The following is a 19,409-nucleotide window of genomic DNA, read 5'->3' on the forward strand; positions in this document are numbered from 1 at the left end:
CTTCACCTGGGGGCGACTCGCGGGCCCCGGCGTTGACGTGTCACCAGCCTCCGCAGACGCGTCAACGCGCCCCATCGCAAGCGGCCTCATCGGACGCAAAGCCTCAGAATGACTCGAACGACCCGCGAGGCGCAGGTGGCACGCGTCCTGCTCTGGTGACGCACTGCCCCCCTACACCAGACCTTCGCATGGTGCGAAGGCATCAACGAGGACGCTTCACATGTGCACTGATTTTCTGGTCGCGACCGAGGACTCGAGCGCTGTCGTCGTAGGCCGCAGCATGGAGTTCGGCATCGACCTCGGCTCTAAGTTCCGGTTCCACGCCAAGGGGCATACGGTCCAGTCTCCGGGTTCCCTCACTCACCTGCATGGCCTCAAGTGGACGACGAAGTTCGACTACGTCGGCCTCACCGTCACGCTCTATGGCGTCACCGTCATCGGCGACGCGATGAACTCGGAAGGCCTCTCCGCCGGAGCGCTGTGGATGCCCACGTCGACGTATCCCCAGGCCGCCAAGGACCCGTCCCGGGGACTGGCGCCCGAGCTCTTCGTGGAGTGGGCCGTGGGTAACTTCGCCACCGTGGACGCGGTGAAGGAGGCCCTGGCGAACGGCGACGCCGAGCTGTGGCACAGCGACTGGATGTCGAGCAAGATTCCGCTCCACTTCGCCCTCCACGACGCGAAGGGCAACACCCTGGTCGTCGAGTTCACCGACCGGCAGATGTTCCTGTACGCGTCGACGGGTCATGACAACTCGCCGCTGAACATGCACAACCCCGTTGCGGTCCTGACCAACCACCCGACCTTCCCGGAGCACCTGGAGAACCTCAAGAACTACGCGAGGCTGTCGTCCCGTGGCGCCACGCCCGTGAAGCTGGGAACCGGCACCTTCGCGCCTCACGGCTGCGGCAGCGGCCTCTTCGGGATTCCCGGCGACTCCACGCCCCCCTCCCGCTTCGTCCGGGCCGTCTACCTCCGTGAGTTCTCCGAGAAGCCCAAGAACGCGGCCGAGGCCCGCTCCCTGGCGCTGCACCTGCTCAACACCGTCGACATCCCCTACGGCACCAGCCGCGACTTGAACGAGGTCACGGGCAAGGACTCTCTCGACTACACCCAGTGGGTCGTCGTGAAGGACCTCACGAACCGCACGTTCGGCGTCCGGACCTACGACAGCCTGGGGCTGCAGACGCTGGACCTGCGCACGGTCGACTTCAAGAAGGCGGATGGCAAGACGCTCGCCCTCTCCCCGGCGGATTCGCAGATCGACGCCAACAAGCAGCTGGCGAGCTGAGTCACTGACTCCCTCTCCGTGGCGCGGGGCCAGGCACCTGGCTGCAAACGGGTACCTGGCCTCGCCGCCGCTCAGTGGATGCGAAGTGGCCCGCGATTTCATTTCGCGTTTGAGAGCGGCACGCAGGTCACGGGGTGGCCTGCGCCGGGGGCGTCTGGGGCACGACGGAGACCTTGCCCTGCTTCTGCTGAAGGGTGTGCGTGCTGCCGGGCGCGAAGCGCTGGAACTCCTCCAGTGTTTCGGGGGTGTAGATGATGGCGGGCTGGTCGTCGCCGTGGAAGACCACGCTGTACCGCGCGTCGCGCGCGTTTCGTTCCTTCTCGCCCTTGCGCAGGGCCTTGACGGGCCGCAGCTCGGCGTCGGTGGGCCAGCGCGCCTCGAGCGTGGTGCCGTTCGCCTTCACATCCCGGTCGTGCATCCAACGCCACTCCTTCCAGGTGTACCAGGTCGCCTGGCGCGGCACGCTCCGGTAGCGCGGCTCCTGGCGTGAGCGCTGCTCGTCCACGTAGCGCGGCTCCTTGCGCTTCTTCGTCACGGAGCAGTACCGGGTGGTGCAGCTCCGATTTCCTCCGGTGCAGGTCGTCTTGCAGGTCGCGAAGCCGTTCCTGTTGCTGGTGCACTGCTCGCTGCACTTCTTGGGCGTCGTGGTGCAGTCCTCACCGCAAGCCTCCTTGTCGCGGTAGGTCTCCGTGGTGAAGCCCCGCTGGACGCGCTCCGTGTAGCGGACGGTCGTGTAGCCGGCGAGCACCTGGTCGTCATGGTGGTGGCGCTTGCCCTGCGCCTTCACCAGGAGGGCGCCTTCTGGCCGGTCCTCCTCGAAGCCCTCGTCATCCACCAGGCGGTAGCGCTCCACGCTCACCGTGTGCTCCCAGGAGACCTCCTTGACCTGGAGCGTCCGCGTCCTTTCCGGCTCTGTCGTGGCCGCCGTCGCCGCCGTCGCGGGGGCGGTCCCCTTCTTGCCGGAGGACATCCACATGGGGCAGCAGCAGCCGAAGAACGCGATGATGAAGAGGATGTAGCAGCCCAGGCGCCTGTTGCTCTTCGCCCCCTTCTTCTCGTCTGGCGTGGGGCGCGTGGGCTCGGCGGGAATCGAGCCTTCGACGGCGGACGCGCCGCAGTGCTTGCAGCCTCCGTCCAGGGCCCGCTGGTCGCTCTCGCAATAGGCGCATCGCCAGTTGGGACCGGCGGTGGCCATCCTCAGCAGGGCCTCGTTGGTCACCGTGACGGCGGACGCGGTGTCCTCCGGCATCTCATACTGCTCGCTGCCGTCCTTGGCGTTCTTGCAGCCCTGGCACACCATGTAGCGGCCGAGGTTGCGGTGGTTGCAACTCGAACAACGCCAGAACATCTCAATGTGCCGCTCAGACATCCTCTGTTTTCCCCCTCGGGTGCGTACCGCCGAGCGGTGCGGCCTATAGCACGGAGCGAGCCGGACGGGCGGCACGGCGAAGCCCGTGCCGCTCCCGCGTCGCTCGGAGTGCGTGGGGTGACAGCCAGGGAGAAGAACTGGGTGCAGAGACGTATTGAGACGAATCGACGCGAGGCAATCGCAACCTGCTCGCGCGGGAAGACGTTTCAGACCGGATTGAACGGCACGCCAGGGCGTTTGGAGTCTTGAAGAAATTGCCTACACTGCCAGCGTTCATCCCCATACCCCTGGAGTGTCATGCGTCGCATCATCGCCCTGCTTGCCGCGCTGAACCTGGTTGCATGTGCCCACGGTGGTGGCGCCGCGCCGGAAGCCGCCCCGGCCACGAAGCCCGCGGCGCCAAAGCCCGTCGCCACGCCCGAGGCGAAGGCGGCTGCCTCCGAGGCATCCGGACTGGCCATGAAGGGCGACAATGCGCGCGCCCTTCCCCTGTTCCGAAGCGCTTGGGAAGGCGGGGTGCGCAGCAGGAACCTGGCCTACAACGCGGCCTGCGCGGCGTCCTTGCTGGCGGAGCGCGAGGAGGCGCTGGTCTGGCTGGAGCGCGCCGTGGAGGAAGGCTTCGATGACGCGAAGCACCTCCAGAAGGACCCTGACCTGAGCAATGTCCGGAGCCTGCCCGGCTACGCGGCGCTGGAGCAGCGAGTCATCGCCGCCGAGGCGAAGCAGTACGAGGCCGCGGACCCTGTGCTGCGGGACGAGTTGCTCAAGCGCATGGAAGAGGACCAGGCGGCGCGCAGTGCCCTCATCGCCTCGAACTTCCAGGATGAGGCCGCCAAGGCGAAGATGAAGGACGTCGATGCGCGCAACACCACCTGGCTCAAGGGCGTCATCGCGAAGCATGGCTGGCCGGGAAGCGCGCTGGTGGGCCGGCGCGGTACCTTCGCCGCGTGGTTGCTGGTGCAGCACGCGGACCAAGATGTGGCCTTCCAGAGCGAGGTCCTTCCGATGCTGGAGCAGGCCGTGGCGCGAGGGGAGGGCTCCGCGAAGGAGCTCGCGTACCTCACGGACCGGGTGCTGGTGAATACCGGCAAGCCGCAGCGCTACGCCACCCAGTTGGAGGAGGTGGATGGAAAGACGGTGCCCAAGGCGCTGGAGGACCCCGAGAAGGTGAACGAGCGGCGCGCCGCCGTGGGGCTCGATACGCTGGAGGAGTACATCGCGGCCTTCGAGCGGATGAAGGCCGCGGCCACCCAGCAGAAGCCCTGAACCGCAGGGGGCTGATGGCGGCCGTGCCGAGTGGTGCGGGCCGCCAGGCGCTGCGTCATTCATCTGCTGCCCTGCAGTGCTTCGCGGGCACGAGACGCTTGCGCGCCAGCAACGGCATCGCCGGACGGAGGTGGACGTCCGGCGCCCTCCCGCCCAGCCGCGTGTGGCTCGGCGGAAGGGTGCCGCTCGTGCGCCCGAGGCAGGCTTGCCGCGCGTGCGTCAGAGCGTGCGCATGAACGCGACCAGGTCCTTCTTCTCCTGCGCGTTGAGCCGGGTCTCCAGCACGAGGTTGAAGAACTCCACCGTGTCCTCCAGCGTCATGAGCCGCCCATCATGGAGATAGGGCGGAGAGTCCTTGATGCCTCGCAGGGGGAACGTCTTGATGGGGCCATCGGAGCCCATCACCGCGCCGTTCACCAGCCGGGGCTTGTAGAAGCGCTCCGCCTGCAGGTTGTGCATCAGGTTGTCTGTGTAATACGGCGGGAGGTGGCACACGGCGCACTGCGCCTTGCCGAAGAAGAGCGTCTGTCCGCGCATCTCCTGCTGGGTGGCCTTCTTCGGGTCCAGCTTCCCGTCGAAGCGGAGCTTGGGGGCCGGCGGGAAGTCGAGGAGGGCCTGGACCTCCGCCATGAAGTGTACCTGGCTGCCCCGCTCGAGGATGTTGACCCCTTTCTTCGTCGCGATGACCGGGTCGCCATCGAAGTACGCCGCGCGCTGCTCGAACTCGGTGAAGTCCTCCACCGTCTTCAGGGCCCGCTGTGAGCCGAACAGGCGCTGGATGTTCACTCCGCGGAGCGTCGGCGTATCGATGCGGTGGCGGAACTCCTGGGGCCGGATGTCGCCCACCAGGTGCGTGGCGCCATTGGAGTGGCCGTTGACGTGACAGTCGAAGCAGCTCACGCCCCGGCTGGGCAGCTCGGAGCGGCGGTCGGCGGTCTGATTGAACTGCTGCTGGGGAAAGGGCGTGACGAGCAGCCGGAGGCCTTCCAGTTGCTTCGGATTCAGGATGCCGTTGAACAGCTCCTGGACGTTCATGATGGTCACCAGCTTCCCCTGCGAGACATCTCCCAGGTCCGGGCGCGTGGTGAGGAAGATGGGCGGCGGGAACTCCGGCAGCAGGTGGTCCGGTAGGTCGAAGTCGAGGTCGAACCGTGTGAGGTCCCTCGCTTCCTGCCGCTTGATTTCATCGATGTGGAACTTGGGGAAGACCATGCCGCCTTCCGGATGATTCGGGTGGGGCAATGGCATGAAGCCCGCGGGGAAGAGCCCCCTGTTTCGAATCGCCTCCGGGCTCATGGCGGCGAGGGAGTCCCAGGTCACGCCCTGCGGGAGCTTCACCCGCACGCCTTCCTGGACGGCTTTCCCCCGGGACATGGTGACGCCCCGGGCCGGACGGTTTCCCAGGTCATACCGGTGTTCGAGGAGCTGCTGGTGGCGCGCGGTGATTTTGGGCTTCTCCGCCTTCATCCGCGCCATGACGTCAGCGAAGGGCTCCGTCTGGGCCACGGGCATGTAGCTGGTGCTGCCCCGCCGCTGCACTTCCTGGGCGTGGGACATGCCTGTGTCCATCATGAAAAGGCCCATGACTGCGACAGCGATGTGTGGGATTACCCCCTGTGGCTTCATGCAAGTCCTCCTTGGGTCTGGCTTCACCCGGAATGGTGTCCTGCTGGTCAGGCAAGGTATTCAATTGCGGCGAGTGTTTGTCCGAACCGGGGGCGAACCGTTGGCCAGTTCATACGTTGGCGCGGGTCCACGCCTGCGCAGGGCGCCAAGAGGTCCAGGGGTCTGTTATGCACCTGAAGGGAGCGCGGTCTGGGCAGGCATGGACCCCAAGGGGGCTCAAGCGGCCTGTCCACCGGACGGGAGCATCACTCGGGCGGGGGCGTCAGCGGCTCTCCTCGGCTCCCCTGCACCCTCCCTCCCCCTCAACAGGGCCCCATCCCTCTTATGCGTCCTCCTGCGGATGCGAGACAGCGAGTGGCGCGGAAGCGGTGCTGCGCTGGCTCCTGCTCGCCGTGCTCGGTCTGTCCGCGTTCGCCGGCGCGCGTCGCCGATGGGCCCGGGAGTCCACTGATGGGCGCCGGCGGGACGCCCCCGCCCCGGCAACTGTGGGGCGGAGGTCAACCACGAGCTACTGCGCCTCGGTATACGTTGGAGCGAGCGCACCCGTCAGGGCCGCGTCGCGAAGCCCGGGCACCAGGTCCTCCGTCGCACCAAAGGCCTGACCGTGCGCAGGCAGGAGGCTCGTCCCGTCGATGCTCTGGAGCTGGAAGTCCGGGTTGGCCAGCTCGTACGCGAAGTCGAGCGAGGCGCTTCGATTCTGCGTCGTGGCCAGCACGAACGCACCATCCACGATGATCTCCGGACGGTGGTCCTCCAGGGTGGCGACCTGCAGCCCCGGCACTTCGTTCACCAGCGAGGCGAGCTGGGACGAGGGAACGATGAAGAGGTCCGCCTCATTCGCGGGGATGGGGTCTTGAGAGGCGCCCACCAGCTCGGTCACCCAGCCGGGCACCTTGATGCGGCGCGGAGGCGTGCCGCACCACTCACCGTCGTAGTCCCACAAATAGCCGGCCTGATTGATGGAGAGGAGTTCCTGCGCCATGGAGATGTTGGTGGGAATTTCCAGACCGTGCATGTCCAGGCGGTCGCGGTCGAAGCTCACCGAGAGGTACTCCCACCACCAGGGAATGCCAAGCGGGAACGGCCACCGCCAATCGGGGTGCCAGATGGCGAAGCTCGCTTGAATCATGTCGAGCCGCGCGCCACCGCTGTCCGCCACATAGTCGCAGTACTGTGGGCGGGCGATGCCGGACTGCTGGCACTCGCCGCAGTCGTCCATCAGGCAGCGCGCGGGCGACATCTCCAGCTCGGGAATCATCGTCGCCTCGAAGCTGCCCTCATAGTCGCCGTAGAAGCCGTTGGAGGCATAGGCGCACCAGCGCGGCGGGTTCGCCGACTCGCACTCGGGACACTCGCCCGGCAGGCAGTAGGCGTTGATGAGCCCGTCCTCCAGTAGCTCGGGAACCATGGTGTGGTTGCCCAGCAGCACGTCCGGGAGCGTGCCGGAGTGACGAGCCACCTGCAGCGCCTGGTAGAGCTCCTGCTGGGACGAGAACTGGGAGACCACCACCTCGTTGCCGCTGTTGCCCTGGTACGCGTCCACCGCCTCCACGAAGGCCTGCTCGGCCGTGCCGCCGAGAGAATGCCAGACATGGATTTCCGCGACATCCTGCGCGGTGGCCACCGTGCCTGTGAAGCACGCCGCCACCATCATCCACTTCAAAAGGTCCATTCTCATGAACTCCTCTGGGTTTAGGGGTGTGAGGCGTGGCAAACGCTAGCAGCCCCGGCCGACGCGAAAAAACATGAGCCGTGTACTTTGAATATTCGGCCGAGCGCGTCAGAGCGACCTGAGGAACGCGAGCATTGCCTCACGGTCCTCCAAGGGCAGACGGGCGTAACGCTCACGTGCCGGCGCGGCCTCACCGCCGTGCCACAGCACCGCCTCCTCGAAATTTCGCGCCCGGCCGTCGTGCAGATAGCGCGTGTGGCCGTTCACCGCCTCTACCAACCCAATTCCCCACAGCGGCGGTGTGCGCCACTCACTCCCGCTGGCGAGCCCATCTGGACGGCCGTCCGCGAGCCCTTCGCCCATGTCGTGCAGCAGCAGGTCCGTGTATGGGTAGAGTTTCTGCCGCGACAGCTCCGGGAGGTCGGGAACGTCTCCAGTTTCCAGCGGCCCGGAGACATGGCATCCGCCACACCCGATGGCGCGAAACACTGCCTTGCCTCGCAGGACCTGGGGCGCGTCCCAGTCCCTTCGCTTCGGCACGGCGAGGAGCCGCGTGTAGAACACCAGCGCATCCAGCTCTTCCTGCCCTAGCTCGGGCTCTGCGGTGCCGTCCCGCAGCTGGCTCGTGGTCAGCCCCATGTCTGCGAAGAGCGCATGCGCCACCTGCTGCTGCACCGAGGGCTGGTTTGCCTTCCACCCGAAGCGGCCCAGCTTCGGACGCCGCTCCACGTCGTCCTGGACGTAGTTGGGGCGCCCCGAGATGCCGTCCCCGTTCGCGTCCTCCGGATCCGCCAAGGCCAGGAGGGTCTTCTCCGGGATCGCCTCAAGCAGACCCAGCCCGAAGACCGCCGGAGACACCCTCGGAGAGAAACGCGCGCCCGCTTCCAGCGGCCCCCGCGACAGCTCCTTGAACGTGTAGCGCGGTCGCAGCAGGGAGAACGGCGCGCCATCCGCGAACTCGCCCGGCACCTCGTCGTACGCCACCACGGCCTGGCCCTCCGCCTGGGTCCCCTCCACGCCTCGCGGGTCCAACTGCACGCCGTACAGCGGATGCGCCCTCTGCCCCTGCGGACCGCTCAGCTGGAAGACCAGCGACGCGGGAGGCTGCCCGCGCCCATCCCTGTCGTGACACGTCGTGCACGAGGCGGCGCTGAAGAGTGGTCCCACCCGGCCGGGCGCGAACTTCGGGGAGAGCCAGTCACGGTTGAATACGCCCTTGCCCTTGTGGAAGTACGGCCAGCGCGCCCGGTACATGTTCGCGGGCGGGCGCCCGAACGACGTGTTTCCTGAGGCCGCCACCGTCGTGGCTCCGCCCTGGAGTTCCTCTCCCGGCTCCGCTGCGACGGAGAGGTCTCCCAGCACGAGTTCATTCGAGCGCCAGCCAGGGACGGCCCACGCCGCGGTCAGCAGCAGGGCTCCCATCGGAATGCCCAGAAGGAATCTCCGCGTTCGCATCGCCGCGTCTCCAGCAACTGGGGTTGCGTTGAACATACCGCACCGCCATCTTCGAATGTGGGCCGATGGGCCTGCCGATTCCGTGGACACCCGAGATGTGGTGGAAAGGGTGTCCGATGTCGGCAAGAGACGCGAATCAGAAGAGGGCGCAGAGGCAGCGCCGGAAGTTCACGCGCGAGTTGGGAGCGCGGTCTGGGTAGGCGTGTGCCCCAAGGGGCTCAAGCGGCCTGTCCACCGGACGGGCGCATCACTCGGGCGGCCCCGTCAGCGGCCTTCCTCGGCCCCGCCGTTCATTCAGCTCACGGAGGGCCGAAGCGCCCCATCCGGACCCGCCCATCCCAAGGAGACAGGCTGGGCCCGCCGCCAAATGAGTCCCACATGTTGCCACTGGTGTATGGATTTCCAATGTTGATGGCCATGCGGAGCGTCTGCGTGCCATTGCCGAAGACCACCGTGAACACGCTGTTCGCGAACATCGCTACGCCCGGGAAGAGATCCGTCTTCCTTACCCGAGTCAACCGGGGTGGCACGCTCCACGGGGATCCTATCACCCTCTTCACACCCACCGACCACAATGCCGTGGGCTCCCCCGGCATTGCTTGCCACAAACGCAAGTGCCTGGTGGCTTGGATTGCTTCTGGACTCACGGTGTCCCGTGAGGTTCGTGGAGTCACCCTCGACATGGGCAAACCAGGCCTGGATGTCCAGGAAGTGGTCATCTCCCGCTCCCAGAGCACTGAGTTCTCCTCTGGCATCTCCGTGGCATGGTCAGAAGATCGGTACCTGGTCGCATGGACGGATACGCGATACGGCAGCCATGACATTTTTGCCGCCAGGTCCGCGCCAATGGTTCGGTGCTCGACCCAAATGGCTTCATCATCTCCGCCGCGCCGGGCAATCAGAACTACCAGTCCGTGACAGCGACGAAGTATGGCTTCTTCGTTGCATGGAGCGACTCACGCTCAGGCTCGGCAGACATCTACGGCACCCGCTTGAAGCGCGGGTCTGAGGACGTCCTGGCCCCCTTGGGCATCCGCATCTCCACCGCGAGCACGACGGAGTTCTCGCCCAGGGTTGCCTCCGAGGGGGACGAGGTGCTCGTCTCCTGGAGCGCCCTGACGGCGGACACCGCCCGTGTTCGCGCTGCACGGGTGAAACGTAATGGGGACGTCCGTGACCGCAACGGCTTCGCCATCTCCAAGGGCCCTGCGATCCGGCAACTCCTCTTCGGGAACGTCGCGTATGCGCGCGGACGCTACTTCATCGTCTACGGCCGCGCTCCCGTCATGGACGAACCGCCGTATCAGGTCATGGTGGGCACCCGCGTGAAGAACGACGATGTCGTGGACAACCCCGTCATCCGCATCTCGCACGCGCCCTCCGTCGAGCAGCTCGCGCCTTGACGGAGCCTCCGCGACGCGAATCGCCAGCGGGCTTCTCGCTGGTCCGGACCGGCGTGGGGCTCAGACGCGGTCGGATCGCGCCACCTCGGCCACGCGCTCGGAGAGCATCTTCAGCGACATGGCGGCGTCGCCGGTGGTGGAGATGCGGTCCCTCAAGCAGGAGCGCAGGAGGCGAGCGCGGGGCTTGAGGCAGCGGCCAGGAAGGAGCGGATGGGAGAGGACACCGCGAGTGGACTTTCGCAGAGTTGCTCAGGAGGACGTTCGACTTCGAGGTGTAAGCCTGCGTGAGGCGTGGAGGCAGGCTCAAGGGGCTTGGCGCACGTGAACGGGGCCCCCGGAGTGCGGGCAATTCAGGAGCACCTGGGCATGCCCACGGGATGTGCGAGATGGGCCCCGGCACGAGGGCCACCCCAGGCCGCGGGGTGTTGTCCTGCGCCTGACCGCGCAACGTGTGCGCGGCCAGTGTGCCCTGACAGGGCTCCGTCCTACTTGCAGGCGGACTCGTCGGGGTGCTGGCCCCGGAGCTGCGTCAGGCCGTCGGTGCACGCGGCAGTGCAGACCCTGGCCGTCTCGTCGTTCTGCCAGCAGGAACCGTCGGCGCCGTAGGTCACTTCGGCGGTGGCCTCAATCTGGGGGGTCGTGGCCTTGATGCAGACCAGGTACTTCTTGCACTCGGCGCTCTGCTCCGAGTCATCGCTGCCACATGCCGTCAGTCCCAACACCGCAACCGCCAGGATCATCGACTTGAACAAGGTTCCTCCGAACCAAAGGGGGAACTGTCGTCTACCTGACGGTGTGGGGTGAGCTCAACCCTCCTTGGAGTCAGAATGACCCGCCGCAGAGGAGCCTCCGCCGACACATCATCCACTTCGAAGGCAGGCGCATTGCCCGGGGCCAGGCCCGCGCGGTGAGCAGAGCGTCCCTTGCTCACCGGAGGACACGAGGCTGCATCAGCCCACCGGAGTCCGGGTGGAAGAGGCACCCGAGCCGGCGCTGGAGGTCTTCGCTCCAGGCCGGGGTGGTGAAGTTGGTGCTGGAGTAGGTAAGTCCTTCGCGGAGGTGGCGACGGACTTTGACCTCGCGGAGACGGCCTTCCGCCGGTGGGTGAGGCATGCCCGGACGCACCTGGCAGACTGTTGAGATTGTCCGCGGGGGAGTGACGCCCCGCGGTGTCGCGTGAGAGGAGAGCGGCATCGGACGATGCGATGCGCGGGACGCCGAAGTCGCAGACGACGATGTTCAGTCTGCGGACGCCGGGCGGGCGCGTGCCGAAGGAACACCCGTTGTGGCGGGCGAAGGACCGTATCCGTCCGGCCAACGACGTGCTGAGAGTCGTTGAGTGTCCTCGAGCGCCTCTCACCCTCTCTCCCCTCAACAGGGAGGCCCCATCCCTGTCATGCGCATGCGCCACCACGCCGTGCTTCAGAGCTTGGCGTGCCACTCCTTCAGCAGCGCCGCTTCCTGCTCCCGCGTGATGCCGGCACGCAGCGTCGCCTGGCGCTCGGCCGGCTGGCTGCGGAACCACGCAAGCAGATCGGTCACCGTGGTATCGAAGGGGCGGTAAGTGAGCCCGGCCGCCATCGCCCGGGCATTGCTGACCGCCCCGTAACCCGCATAGGGCCCGCTCTTTGACGACACCCAGATCGGCAGCTCGACCTTCTTCTCCTCAAGGAATTCCGGCGACACATGCGTGTACGTCGGCTTCTTGCCGGTGACCCGCTCGCAGCCTTTCAGCATGGCCGTGGTGCTCAGTGGTTTCGCCGGGCCAACAGCGTTGAACGTGCCAAACGTGCCCGCTTCAGCAAGGCGGATCATCCATTCGCCCAGGTCGCGGCCGTCGATGATCTGCATCGGGTCGGAGCCATCGCCGGGCACGAGCATCTCGCCGCCCTGCGCCACGCGGTGCGGCCAGTAAGTGAAGCGATCGGTTTCGTCGCGCGGTCCGACGATGTAGCCGGGCCGGACGATGGTGACGCGCTTGCCGAACTGCTTGTGCGCTTCGGCCTCGCTCAACGCCTTGAGCGGGCCGTACAGGTGCTCGATGTCCGCTCTCAGTGAGTCCTGCGTTTCGGCCATCGCGTCCTTGCCCGCATACACCGCCATCGGCGCGTCCTCGGTGATGCCCTGCTTGCTACCGTCGGCATAGACGGAAATCGTCGAGATGAAGAGGTAATGCCCGACGTTGCCCTTGAGCACCTTGCCGGCATCGCGCACCCAGAACGGCAGGCTGGTGGGGTTGTCGATGCACACATCCCACTTGCGACCTTGCAGCGACTTGAGGTCGCCGGTATTGCGGTCTCCGAACAACTGCTCGACCGCGCTCGGCCATTCTGGTGATGGGCGCTTGCCGCGGTTGAACAGCGTCACCTTGTGCCCGCGCGCCAGTGCGTAGTTGACCTGGAACGGTCCGGTGAAACCGGTGCCGCCGAGGATCAGGATGTTCAGCGGTTTCGCCGCGCGTTTGATGGGCTTGGACGGCTTTGCCCAACCCGGCAGGGCGGCGGAGGCAGCGGCGAGCGCACCGAACTTGAACAGGTCACGACGGGTGGTGGTCATCCAATGGTCCCTGGCGAGTCGGCCGGAGTTCTTAGCGTATCCAAAACGGGATGCATGTGCGATGCGACATGGATCCCGGAGCGGCCGGGAACCCGAACGGCCGCCACCCGGGGGGCGGCAACCGGCATCAGGGCTGCGGCGCCGTCGACTGCATTGTCGTGCGGCAGTCCACGCGCTGCGTGTCCGACGACCCGCGCTATGAGTAGGCACGGCACTCGCGCGCGCCTTCACGGGTGACTGGGGGGCCAGTCGCTGGGCGTCACGTTGGTGGACATGGTGGGGAAGAAGGTCGCGTTCATCAAGGCGGCGGGGCGCGCAGCGGAGCGGCAACTGCGCGTCGTGTCCTCGCGGGCGTACCGGTTGCCGTTCTCCGGCGCCGAGCGCCAGGTGGCGGTGTTCGCGAAGGAGTAGGGCAGGGGAGGGCGGCCGTGTGCCCATCGCTTTGTTTCACGCCGGGTCGGCGAACTCGCCTGTCATCGAGGGCTCAGCCGAAGCGCACCGCTCCCAAGCTCAAGGCTGTGATCCGACCACGGATGTCATCGCAGTCCCCTGGGCGGGGCGCGTGCCCTATGCGACGGGGCGGCCCACCCTCGACATGCTCGGGCTCAACGACACGCACATCGCGCACCTTCCGTCGCTTCAGCGCGGAATCGACGTGAAGATGGACCCGGAATACGTCCTGGCCCGGCGTCCCAAGCTCATCTTCGTCAACGTGAACCACTGCTATGTGCAGAAGGAGTGCTCGTTCGCGGATGCGGGGTGGCTGGAAGATTGGCGACCGGCAGCTCATCGAACTGCTGCGTCAGTCGCCTGACTACGAATGGGTGAAGGACGCTCCGACGGACATCTCCGTCTTCCGCCGCCGCGAGTCACTGGCACAGTAGGCCGTGACCTGCTCACCCCGCATGCGCGCCAGAGTTCGCCCAAATCATGGGGAGCTCATCGCGCTGTTCTCCGAATCTGGAAGCGATGAGCCCCATTTCGATGGTGCGCATCGGTGAGGCCACCGAGGCCGCGGCCGCGGCGCTCTGGCTCTGTTCGGATGCCGCATCCTTCGTCACCGGCCCGTCGTGCTGTCGCGCGCTTCGCGCTGATTCGTCAGTCGGAGGGTTCCGTCACCGCCTCCACCGGCGCCGGTTCCGTCTCGGTTTGATCGACCTCGCGCCACCATGGGTCGATTGACTGCACCTGGCGCGGCTCGATCGGCTGGCCGAGGCGAGGCATGACCAGCGGCGCATTCGTTGGGGCGAGCTTCACGAGCGTCTCCGCAGGTTCGTCCCAGGAATGGATTGCGAGATTGAACGTGCCCCAATGGACCGGCAGGAAGGCGCCACCGCCCAACAGGTCGTGCGCTTGCAACGCATTCTCCGGTCCGAGGTGAATATCTCCCCACGCCGGGTCCCACGCGCCGACCTCGAGCATGATGAGGTCGAACGGTCCCAGCCTCTGCCGGATCTCGACGTACTCCTGGGTCAGGCCCGTGTCGCCGCTGAAGAAGACGGCGTGATGCGGACCGCGCACCACAATCGACGACCACGCTGTCCGGTTCCTATCGGCCACGCTGCGACCCGAGAAGTGCTGTGATGGTGCGGCGGTGAAGGTAAGGCCACCGACCTCCGCGGACTCCCACCAGTCGAGCTCGGTGATGCGCTCGGGAGGCACGCCCCACGCCTCCAGATGCGCACCCACGCCGAGTGAGGTGACGAACGGAACCCCGAGCGGGATGAGTTGAAGGATGGTCGGGTAGTCGAGGTGGTCGTAGTGGTCGTGCGAGATGACGACCGCGTGGAGCGGAGGAAGCTGACCGATTGTCACCGGCGCGGGGTGAAACCGCTTCGGCCCCGTGAAGGGAAGCGGGGAGATGCGCTCTCCCCACACCGGGTCAGTCAACACGCGCTTCCCATCGACCTCAAGCAGGACGGTGGAATGACCGAGCCACGTCGCGCGGAGCCCGCTCTGCACTGGGAGCAGCCACTGCTCGAGCGGATTGACGATGGGCAGCACGCCAGTCGGCACCCGCCGCTGACCGCCGCAGATGAACTCCTTCATCGTCGAGACAGCGGTGCCCTTCTTCAGCCCCTGAGTCACCGGGGATGTGTTGTGGAACATCCCATCCTTGAAGCGCGGTGACGCCTTCATGCGTTCGAGCCGGGCTCCCTGCGCCTTGCTTCCGAGTACCTGCATGCTCCGTCCCTCTCTATCGCAGCGCCATGTTCGGTTGGTCGCCCACCCCTGCACCTGCCCAAGATTCGCTCACTGATCGGAATCTGGGCCCGAGGTCATCGAAGCCCGAGCCACACGCACTACGTCGAACCCAGCCTCATCAGGACTTCGGCAACGCCATCCGGGTGATGCGGGTCCTCGTTGCGCAGGGTGTGGAAGCCACACTTCTCGAGGACGCGGATCGACGCGAGGTTGTTGAGAGCGACCCACGCATGAAGTGGCCGGGTGGGCTCGAGCACGAGAAACTCGGAGAGGGCCCGAGTGGCGATGCCCTTGCCCCAATGCTCGCGACCCATCCAGTAGCCGACGAGGCGCATGGCATCCTGTTCCCAACTGCCGATGTGCCCAACGACCACACCGCCCATGACGATGGTGCGGGTGACGTTCTCAGGGCGGAGAACGTTTGTGCGCCAGTGGGTCATGAACGCATCGCGTTCCCGCGATGCAAATGCGGCCATGCGCTGCGCTTCTGGGTCGCGCTGGTGTTCGAAGAAGATGGGAAGGTCTTCATCCGTGACGTTGCGGAGGATCATCCTGGGAAAGCTCCGTCCAGTCTGTGCCGCGCGGTGTCCCTCTCAAGGGGACCGCGCGACCTCGAGGTTCGGGCCCACCGCTCCGCCCGCCCCGGCGCTCCAATCCTCTGGGAAGCGACGGACTTCGGGGCGAAGCAGGAAGGCTCAATGGGAAGGCTGCAGCGCCTTGCGCTCCTTCGCGCAGGCCTGGAGCAGCTCCAACATGCTCATGCTTGTGCCGCCGATGTCGAACTTCTGCTCCTTGAAGTCGGGGTACCGGTTCTCGAGGATGCGCCCCTCCGCGATGCAATCGTTGAGCTGCGCGAGCGCCTCGCTCTTGCGCCCCTTGGTGAGGTGGGCCTTCGCCGCGTCGTAGGTCTTCCACTGGCCCTCCTGGAACCGGAGCTCCACGTCGCCCCGCTTCAGGGGCGCCTGCAGGCCTCGGCCTTCTGGGCACACTGGACCATCACGTCCTGGGGCCCGGTGGGGCCCCCGTCCACGAGCACGTCGACTGCGCAGGTCCGCAGAGGATGCCGCCGCCTTGCCCGCGACGTCCAGCGCCACACCGCTCCGGCCAACGGTGCCGGAGCGGCACACTGAGGCCACATAGGGCGACGGAGGAAAAAGAAAAGCCCAGCAACCCCTGAGGATTGCTGGGCTTTTCTAGCGAGGAGTACGGGACTTGAACCCGTGGCCTCCGGCGTGACAGGCCGGCGTTCTAACCAACTGAACTAACTCCCCAGATGGGGCTGCGAGCGGCAGGGCCAAAAACCGAGTCTCTCACTAAAAGGCGAAGGGCCCGGAACCTTGCGATTCCGGGCCCTTCTTGGTGGCGAGGAGTACGGGACTTGAACCCGTGGCCTCCGGCGTGACAGGCCGGCGTTCTAACCAACTGAACTAACTCCCCACATCGGTACGACAGTGGGCGGAACAGGGATTGAACCTGTGACCATCGCCTTGTAAGGGCGCCGCTCTACCGCTGAGCTATCCGCCCGTCAGGCGTCCGCCGCGCTTCGGTGAGGCGGGCTTTTATCGGCCTCATCCGACACTGTCAAGCATACGCTTCAGCAGGGCCGATCATTCCGCAAGGCCGCCCGGGCCCTGGTGGGCATCCGGGCGGCCAGTGGACTGGCCATGTGGCTACGGGATGACCGTGCCGAGGTCCCCACCCTGGAAGCCGTTACCGGTGTTTCCGCTGCCGCTCCGGTCGTTCCGGTCGCCGTAGCAGAACGGCCCGCCGTTGAGCGAGTAGCGGTACGCGTAGGACGTCCCGACCGACACTCCCTCCGGCAGGCTTACGGAGTACTGATCGTTGTTGCCCTCGTCACTGAGGTACGTGGCTGCCACCCACGTCCAACCGGAGATGCCCGGGTCGCTGCTCGCGGGGCCGTAGCCGAGCTCCGCGACGACGCCAGCGCCCTGGCCGCTGCCGGGCGTGACTCCCTCCACGTGTAGCTGGCCGTAGACGATTCGCGGGTTACCCTCGGCGCCCGCCGCGATCTCGAAGGGCCACTGGAGGTTGCAGTAGCCAATTCCCGCGTGGTTGCCCACCGTGAGGGCGTGTTGCTGGCCCAGCGTGTACCCACCCACGTTGCTGCCGTCCTTGTCGCAGTACGTCCACGTGGTGCCGTCCGTGGTGTAGCGCAGGCTGACGGCGCGGTCGCCGGTGTAGGCCGGCGTCACGGTGGTGGAGAACTCATCCGTGTCCGCCTCACCGGCGGCCTCGCTGGTGTACTCCGCGGCCTTCCATGTGAACGCGTCCGCCTGGGTGGAAGCGTTGGTGTCCGCGGCGCCTACGCCCACCTGCACCTGGACGTTGGCGCCCGGCCCCTCGCCCGCGGTGACGCTCGGGATGTGCACCCGGCCCACCACGGTGACGATGTCGCCGCTGCCCACCGTCGTGCCGCTCACGCTCTGCAGGCGGCAGTAGCTGTCCGTCGGCTCGGGATCCGGGGCCTCGGTCACCGCCAGGCTGCCCGTCAGGTCCGCGTTGAATCCGTCCGGGCCGCTGCTGTTTCCATCCGCGTCGCAGTAGAGGAACTCGCCGCCGTTCACCTGGAAGCGGTAGGCGAACCGATAGCTGCCCACCACGCCCGGGTTGGGCAACGTGGCCTCGTACTCGTCGTTGTCCCAGAAGTCGCCCTTGAACTGGGCCGTCGTGGTCCAGTCCCACTCGTCGGACGTGGCCGGAGCCTCACCGGCGGGTCCCCAGCCGAGTTGGCCCACGATGTCCGCGACTTCGCCCGTGGTGGTGTTGGTGAGGCCCGCCACGTTGACGTACGCGATGATGACGTGGCTGGCCGCATCCCCGGTGGTGTACGCCAGCGACTGCGGCGTGTCGTTCCCATCCGGCCCCAGCTTGCAGTAGCCGATGACGCGCGGGATGACGGGCTGGCCCGTCACGTTGAGCGTGCCGAGCTGGTCCAGCTCGAAGTCTTGACCGCCGTCGTCCACGCCGTTGCCGTCGCACACGCGGATGGGGCCGCCGTCGTGGTTGAAGCGCACCGCGTAGCGGTACTCGCCGTTGATGGTCGGGTTGGGCAGCGTGCCCTTCCACTGGTCGTTCACCTCGAAGTTGTCCTGGTCGAAGGTCAGCTGGGTCGACCAGTTCCACCGTGACGAGGTGCGCGGGTCCTCACCCACGGGACCCCAGCCGAGCTGGCCCTCCAGGCCTGGCCCTGCGCCTTCGCGGTCCGTCACGCCCGGCAGGTTGACCTGGGCGTACACCGTCTTCAGGCCCGACGTTTGTGTCGTCGTGTAGTTGATGGCCTCCGGCGCCGTCCGGTCGAGGCCAATCTTGCACCACGTCACCGCCGGCTTCGGCGCCTCGTCGCCCACGGTGAGCGTGCCCAGCTTGGACAGGCTGAAGGTCAGGTTGCCCTCGTCGCTGTCGTTGACGCCGTCCGCGTCGCAGAAGCGCCACACGTTCTCGCTGATGCTGAAGCGGAAGGCGATTCGCCAGGTGCCCACGGTGCCCGGGTTGGGCAGGTCGGCCTCCCACTCGTCGTTGTTGCCGTGGTCCGTCTTGTACGTGGCGTTCACCCACGTCCAGCCGCTGTCGCTGCGCGGGTCCGAGTCCGCCGGACCGTAGCCGAGCTGCGCCACCAGGCCCGAGCCCGCGCCACCGCCCTGGGTGATGCCCGCCGCGTACACCTGACCGGCCACCTTCACGTTCGGGGTGTCGCCCGGCCGGTAGAAGACGTTGACCGGCCCGGGGTTGTTGTCGGGGCCCAGCTTGCAGTAGTCCACGCGCGGCCGGGAGATGAACACCCGGCGCAGCATGTCCTCCGACACGCCGTTGGCGCTGCCATCGCCGTCCGCCATCACCCACGTGGCGCCGTTGTCGATGGAGAAGCGCATGGTGACGACCCACTCACGGCGCTCACCGCTGATGGTCGGCTGGAGCAGCACGGTGCCCTGGTAGATGTCCGCCTCGCGGCTGCCCGAGTCACCCTCGTAGCTGGCCTCTTCCCAGGTGTAGCTGTCCGGGTTGAGCAGTTCCGCGTCCGCCAGGGCGAAGCCCACCTGCGCGCGGGTGCCGCCGCCCTGGCCGGTGCCACGGGTGATGCCGGCCACGGTGACGGCGCCGCGCACGGTGGTGCCCACCGGCTGGCCGTTGCTGACCGCGTCCACGTTGCCGTTGAGCACTTCGGCCTGTTCGATGTTCGCCACCGGCGCGCCTTCGAACGTGAAGCCGCCCACCAGGGTGCCGTGAGCGCTGTCCGGGTTCACCACGCGCACGTCCACCACGCCGGAGGTGGCGGTGGGGGTGTAGCCGTAGATGCGGTGGGTGTTGACCACCACCACCCGCAGGGCCTCCTGCTGGCCGAAGTAGAGCTTCGCGCCTTCCTTGAAGCCGGCGCCGTAGACGTTGATGAGGGTGTGGCCCGAGACGGGGCCGCCCGAGGGCTGGACCTCCCGCACGACGGGCGCGTTGTCGCTGGGAGCAGGTCCTCCGTCTGAGTCGCCATTACAGGCGACGACCAGCAGAGGCAGGACGAGGACGAGGGCACGGAGACAGCGAGACGACATCGAC

Annotated in this window: 17 protein-coding genes, 3 tRNA genes and 1 pseudogene; 6 read left to right on the forward strand and 15 right to left on the reverse strand. The window is 66.9% G+C overall.

Annotated elements, in window-relative coordinates:
* Positions 1-220: 220 nt before the first annotated feature.
* Positions 221-1,291: a linear amide C-N hydrolase gene (locus FMP39_RS15855; RefSeq protein WP_141590951.1), complete on the forward strand. Its 1,071-nt coding sequence runs from the start codon at positions 221-223 to the stop codon at positions 1,289-1,291.
* 127 nt (positions 1,292-1,418) lie between these two features.
* On the opposite strand, the gene FMP39_RS15860 is transcribed toward FMP39_RS15855, so the two are convergent.
* On the reverse strand, positions 1,419-2,660 hold the full coding sequence (locus FMP39_RS15860; protein ID WP_141590953.1) for a hypothetical protein: 1,242 nt from the start codon (positions 2,658-2,660) through the stop codon (positions 1,419-1,421).
* A 297-nt stretch (positions 2,661-2,957) separates the two neighbouring features.
* Between FMP39_RS15860 and FMP39_RS15865 the strand changes: the two genes are divergently transcribed.
* Positions 2,958-3,926 carry a DUF6624 domain-containing protein gene (locus tag FMP39_RS15865; RefSeq protein WP_141590955.1) on the forward strand — a complete coding sequence of 323 codons (969 nt, stop codon included), beginning with the start codon at positions 2,958-2,960 and terminating at the stop codon, positions 3,924-3,926.
* Between the two features lie 219 nt (positions 3,927-4,145).
* Here FMP39_RS15865 and FMP39_RS15870 read toward each other — a convergent pair whose 3' ends face one another.
* The 4 genes from FMP39_RS15870 to FMP39_RS15885 form a co-directional block, all read right to left on the reverse strand.
* Positions 4,146-5,483: a cytochrome B6 gene (locus FMP39_RS15870; RefSeq protein ID WP_228558024.1), complete on the reverse strand. Its 1,338-nt coding sequence runs from the start codon at positions 5,481-5,483 to the stop codon at positions 4,146-4,148.
* Between the two features lie 577 nt (positions 5,484-6,060).
* Positions 6,061-7,224: a hypothetical protein gene (locus FMP39_RS15875; RefSeq protein WP_141590962.1), complete on the reverse strand. Its 1,164-nt coding sequence runs from the start codon at positions 7,222-7,224 to the stop codon at positions 6,061-6,063.
* Positions 7,225-7,332: 108 nt separating this feature from the next.
* On the reverse strand, positions 7,333-8,679 hold the full coding sequence (locus FMP39_RS15880) for a di-heme oxidoredictase family protein (protein ID WP_141590965.1): 1,347 nt from the start codon (positions 8,677-8,679) through the stop codon (positions 7,333-7,335).
* 299 nt (positions 8,680-8,978) lie between these two features.
* Positions 8,979-9,155 (reverse strand): hypothetical protein, encoded by a 177-nt coding sequence (locus tag FMP39_RS15885; protein ID WP_228558025.1) that lies wholly within the window; start codon positions 9,153-9,155, stop codon positions 8,979-8,981.
* Positions 9,156-9,533: 378 nt separating this feature from the next.
* Between FMP39_RS15885 and FMP39_RS37960 the strand changes: the two genes are divergently transcribed.
* A complete protein-coding gene (locus tag FMP39_RS37960) occupies positions 9,534-10,082 on the forward strand; it encodes a hypothetical protein (RefSeq protein ID WP_228558026.1) in 549 nt (182 codons plus the stop codon).
* A 485-nt stretch (positions 10,083-10,567) separates the two neighbouring features.
* On the opposite strand, the gene FMP39_RS15895 is transcribed toward FMP39_RS37960, so the two are convergent.
* The 3 genes from FMP39_RS15895 to FMP39_RS15905 all read right to left on the reverse strand — a co-directional run bounded on the left by FMP39_RS15895 (position 10,568) and on the right by FMP39_RS15905 (position 12,638).
* A complete protein-coding gene (locus FMP39_RS15895) occupies positions 10,568-10,834 on the reverse strand; it encodes a hypothetical protein (RefSeq protein ID WP_141590967.1) in 267 nt (88 codons plus the stop codon).
* A 175-nt stretch (positions 10,835-11,009) separates the two neighbouring features.
* Positions 11,010-11,195, reverse strand: coding sequence for a hypothetical protein (locus FMP39_RS15900; protein WP_141590970.1), 186 nt, complete (start codon positions 11,193-11,195; stop codon positions 11,010-11,012).
* 309 nt (positions 11,196-11,504) lie between these two features.
* Complete coding sequence (locus tag FMP39_RS15905) at positions 11,505-12,638, reverse strand: NAD-dependent epimerase/dehydratase family protein (protein ID WP_141590974.1); 1,134 nt, start codon at positions 12,636-12,638, stop codon at positions 11,505-11,507.
* Positions 12,639-12,706: 68 nt separating this feature from the next.
* Here FMP39_RS15905 and FMP39_RS15910 point away from each other — a divergent pair, with 68 nt between their 5' ends.
* From FMP39_RS15910 to FMP39_RS38440, 3 genes are all read left to right on the forward strand, one after another.
* Positions 12,707-12,844: a hypothetical protein gene (locus FMP39_RS15910; RefSeq protein ID WP_153904236.1), complete on the forward strand. Its 138-nt coding sequence runs from the start codon at positions 12,707-12,709 to the stop codon at positions 12,842-12,844.
* A gap of 67 nt (positions 12,845-12,911) precedes the next feature.
* Entirely contained in the window at positions 12,912-13,049 is a 138-nt protein-coding gene (locus FMP39_RS37430; RefSeq protein WP_194858419.1) for a hypothetical protein, read from the forward strand.
* A gap of 341 nt (positions 13,050-13,390) precedes the next feature.
* Positions 13,391-13,522 (forward strand): hypothetical protein, encoded by a 132-nt coding sequence (locus FMP39_RS38440; RefSeq protein WP_255508498.1) that lies wholly within the window; start codon positions 13,391-13,393, stop codon positions 13,520-13,522.
* 214 nt (positions 13,523-13,736) lie between these two features.
* Here the strand turns inward: FMP39_RS38440 and FMP39_RS15920 are convergent, their stop codons facing one another.
* The 7 genes and pseudogenes from FMP39_RS15920 to FMP39_RS15950 all read right to left on the reverse strand — a co-directional run bounded on the left by FMP39_RS15920 (position 13,737) and on the right by FMP39_RS15950 (position 19,405).
* Positions 13,737-14,822, reverse strand: a complete 1,086-nt coding sequence (locus tag FMP39_RS15920; protein WP_194858417.1) for an MBL fold metallo-hydrolase — start codon at positions 14,820-14,822, stop codon at positions 13,737-13,739.
* 119 nt (positions 14,823-14,941) lie between these two features.
* Positions 14,942-15,394, reverse strand: a complete 453-nt coding sequence (locus FMP39_RS15925) for a GNAT family N-acetyltransferase (protein WP_141590978.1) — start codon at positions 15,392-15,394, stop codon at positions 14,942-14,944.
* 144 nt (positions 15,395-15,538) lie between these two features.
* Positions 15,539-15,888, reverse strand: a pseudogene (locus FMP39_RS15930) (hypothetical protein); the annotation flags it as partial.
* A gap of 152 nt (positions 15,889-16,040) precedes the next feature.
* Positions 16,041-16,114 (reverse strand) — tRNA-Asp (locus tag FMP39_RS15935).
* Between the two features lie 89 nt (positions 16,115-16,203).
* Positions 16,204-16,280 (reverse strand) — tRNA-Asp (locus tag FMP39_RS15940).
* Between the two features lie 15 nt (positions 16,281-16,295).
* Positions 16,296-16,367, reverse strand: a tRNA-Val gene (locus FMP39_RS15945).
* Between the two features lie 146 nt (positions 16,368-16,513).
* The gene (locus tag FMP39_RS15950; RefSeq protein WP_228558027.1) at positions 16,514-19,405 is read right to left on the reverse strand and encodes an IPT/TIG domain-containing protein; all 2,892 of its coding nucleotides are present in this window, start codon (positions 19,403-19,405) and stop codon (positions 16,514-16,516) included.
* Positions 19,406-19,409: the final 4 nt, after the last annotated feature.

The organism is Myxococcus sp. AB056, assembly GCF_006547365.1.
GTDB lineage: Bacteria > Myxococcota > Myxococcia > Myxococcales > Myxococcaceae > Myxococcus > Myxococcus virescens.

What these genes read in the sequence shown, in the direction of transcription:
- FMP39_RS15950 (WP_228558027.1), bottom strand. Translation starts at nt 19,405, where the DNA reads ATGTCGTCTCGCTGTCTCCGTGCCCTCGTCCTCGTCCTGCCTCTGCTG.
- FMP39_RS15920 (WP_194858417.1), bottom strand. Translation starts at nt 14,822, where the DNA reads ATGCAGGTACTCGGAAGCAAGGCGCAGGGAGCCCGGCTCGAACGCATG.
- FMP39_RS15860 (WP_141590953.1), bottom strand. Translation starts at nt 2,660, where the DNA reads ATGTCTGAGCGGCACATTGAGATGTTCTGGCGTTGTTCGAGTTGCAAC.
- FMP39_RS15925 (WP_141590978.1), bottom strand. Translation starts at nt 15,394, where the DNA reads ATGATCCTCCGCAACGTCACGGATGAAGACCTTCCCATCTTCTTCGAA.
- FMP39_RS15900 (WP_141590970.1), bottom strand. Translation starts at nt 11,195, where the DNA reads ATGCCTCACCCACCGGCGGAAGGCCGTCTCCGCGAGGTCAAAGTCCGT.
- FMP39_RS15880 (WP_141590965.1), bottom strand. Translation starts at nt 8,679, where the DNA reads ATGCGAACGCGGAGATTCCTTCTGGGCATTCCGATGGGAGCCCTGCTG.
- FMP39_RS15885 (WP_228558025.1), bottom strand. Translation starts at nt 9,155, where the DNA reads ATGTTCGCGAACAGCGTGTTCACGGTGGTCTTCGGCAATGGCACGCAG.
- FMP39_RS37430 (WP_194858419.1), top strand. Translation starts at nt 12,912, where the DNA reads ATGGTGGGGAAGAAGGTCGCGTTCATCAAGGCGGCGGGGCGCGCAGCG.
- FMP39_RS15875 (WP_141590962.1), bottom strand. Translation starts at nt 7,224, where the DNA reads ATGGACCTTTTGAAGTGGATGATGGTGGCGGCGTGCTTCACAGGCACG.
- FMP39_RS15910 (WP_153904236.1), top strand. Translation starts at nt 12,707, where the DNA reads ATGGATCCCGGAGCGGCCGGGAACCCGAACGGCCGCCACCCGGGGGGC.
- FMP39_RS15855 (WP_141590951.1), top strand. Translation starts at nt 221, where the DNA reads ATGTGCACTGATTTTCTGGTCGCGACCGAGGACTCGAGCGCTGTCGTC.
- FMP39_RS38440 (WP_255508498.1), top strand. Translation starts at nt 13,391, where the DNA reads ATGCGGGGTGGCTGGAAGATTGGCGACCGGCAGCTCATCGAACTGCTG.
- FMP39_RS15865 (WP_141590955.1), top strand. Translation starts at nt 2,958, where the DNA reads ATGCGTCGCATCATCGCCCTGCTTGCCGCGCTGAACCTGGTTGCATGT.
- FMP39_RS15905 (WP_141590974.1), bottom strand. Translation starts at nt 12,638, where the DNA reads ATGACCACCACCCGTCGTGACCTGTTCAAGTTCGGTGCGCTCGCCGCT.
- FMP39_RS15870 (WP_228558024.1), bottom strand. Translation starts at nt 5,483, where the DNA reads ATGTCCCACGCCCAGGAAGTGCAGCGGCGGGGCAGCACCAGCTACATG.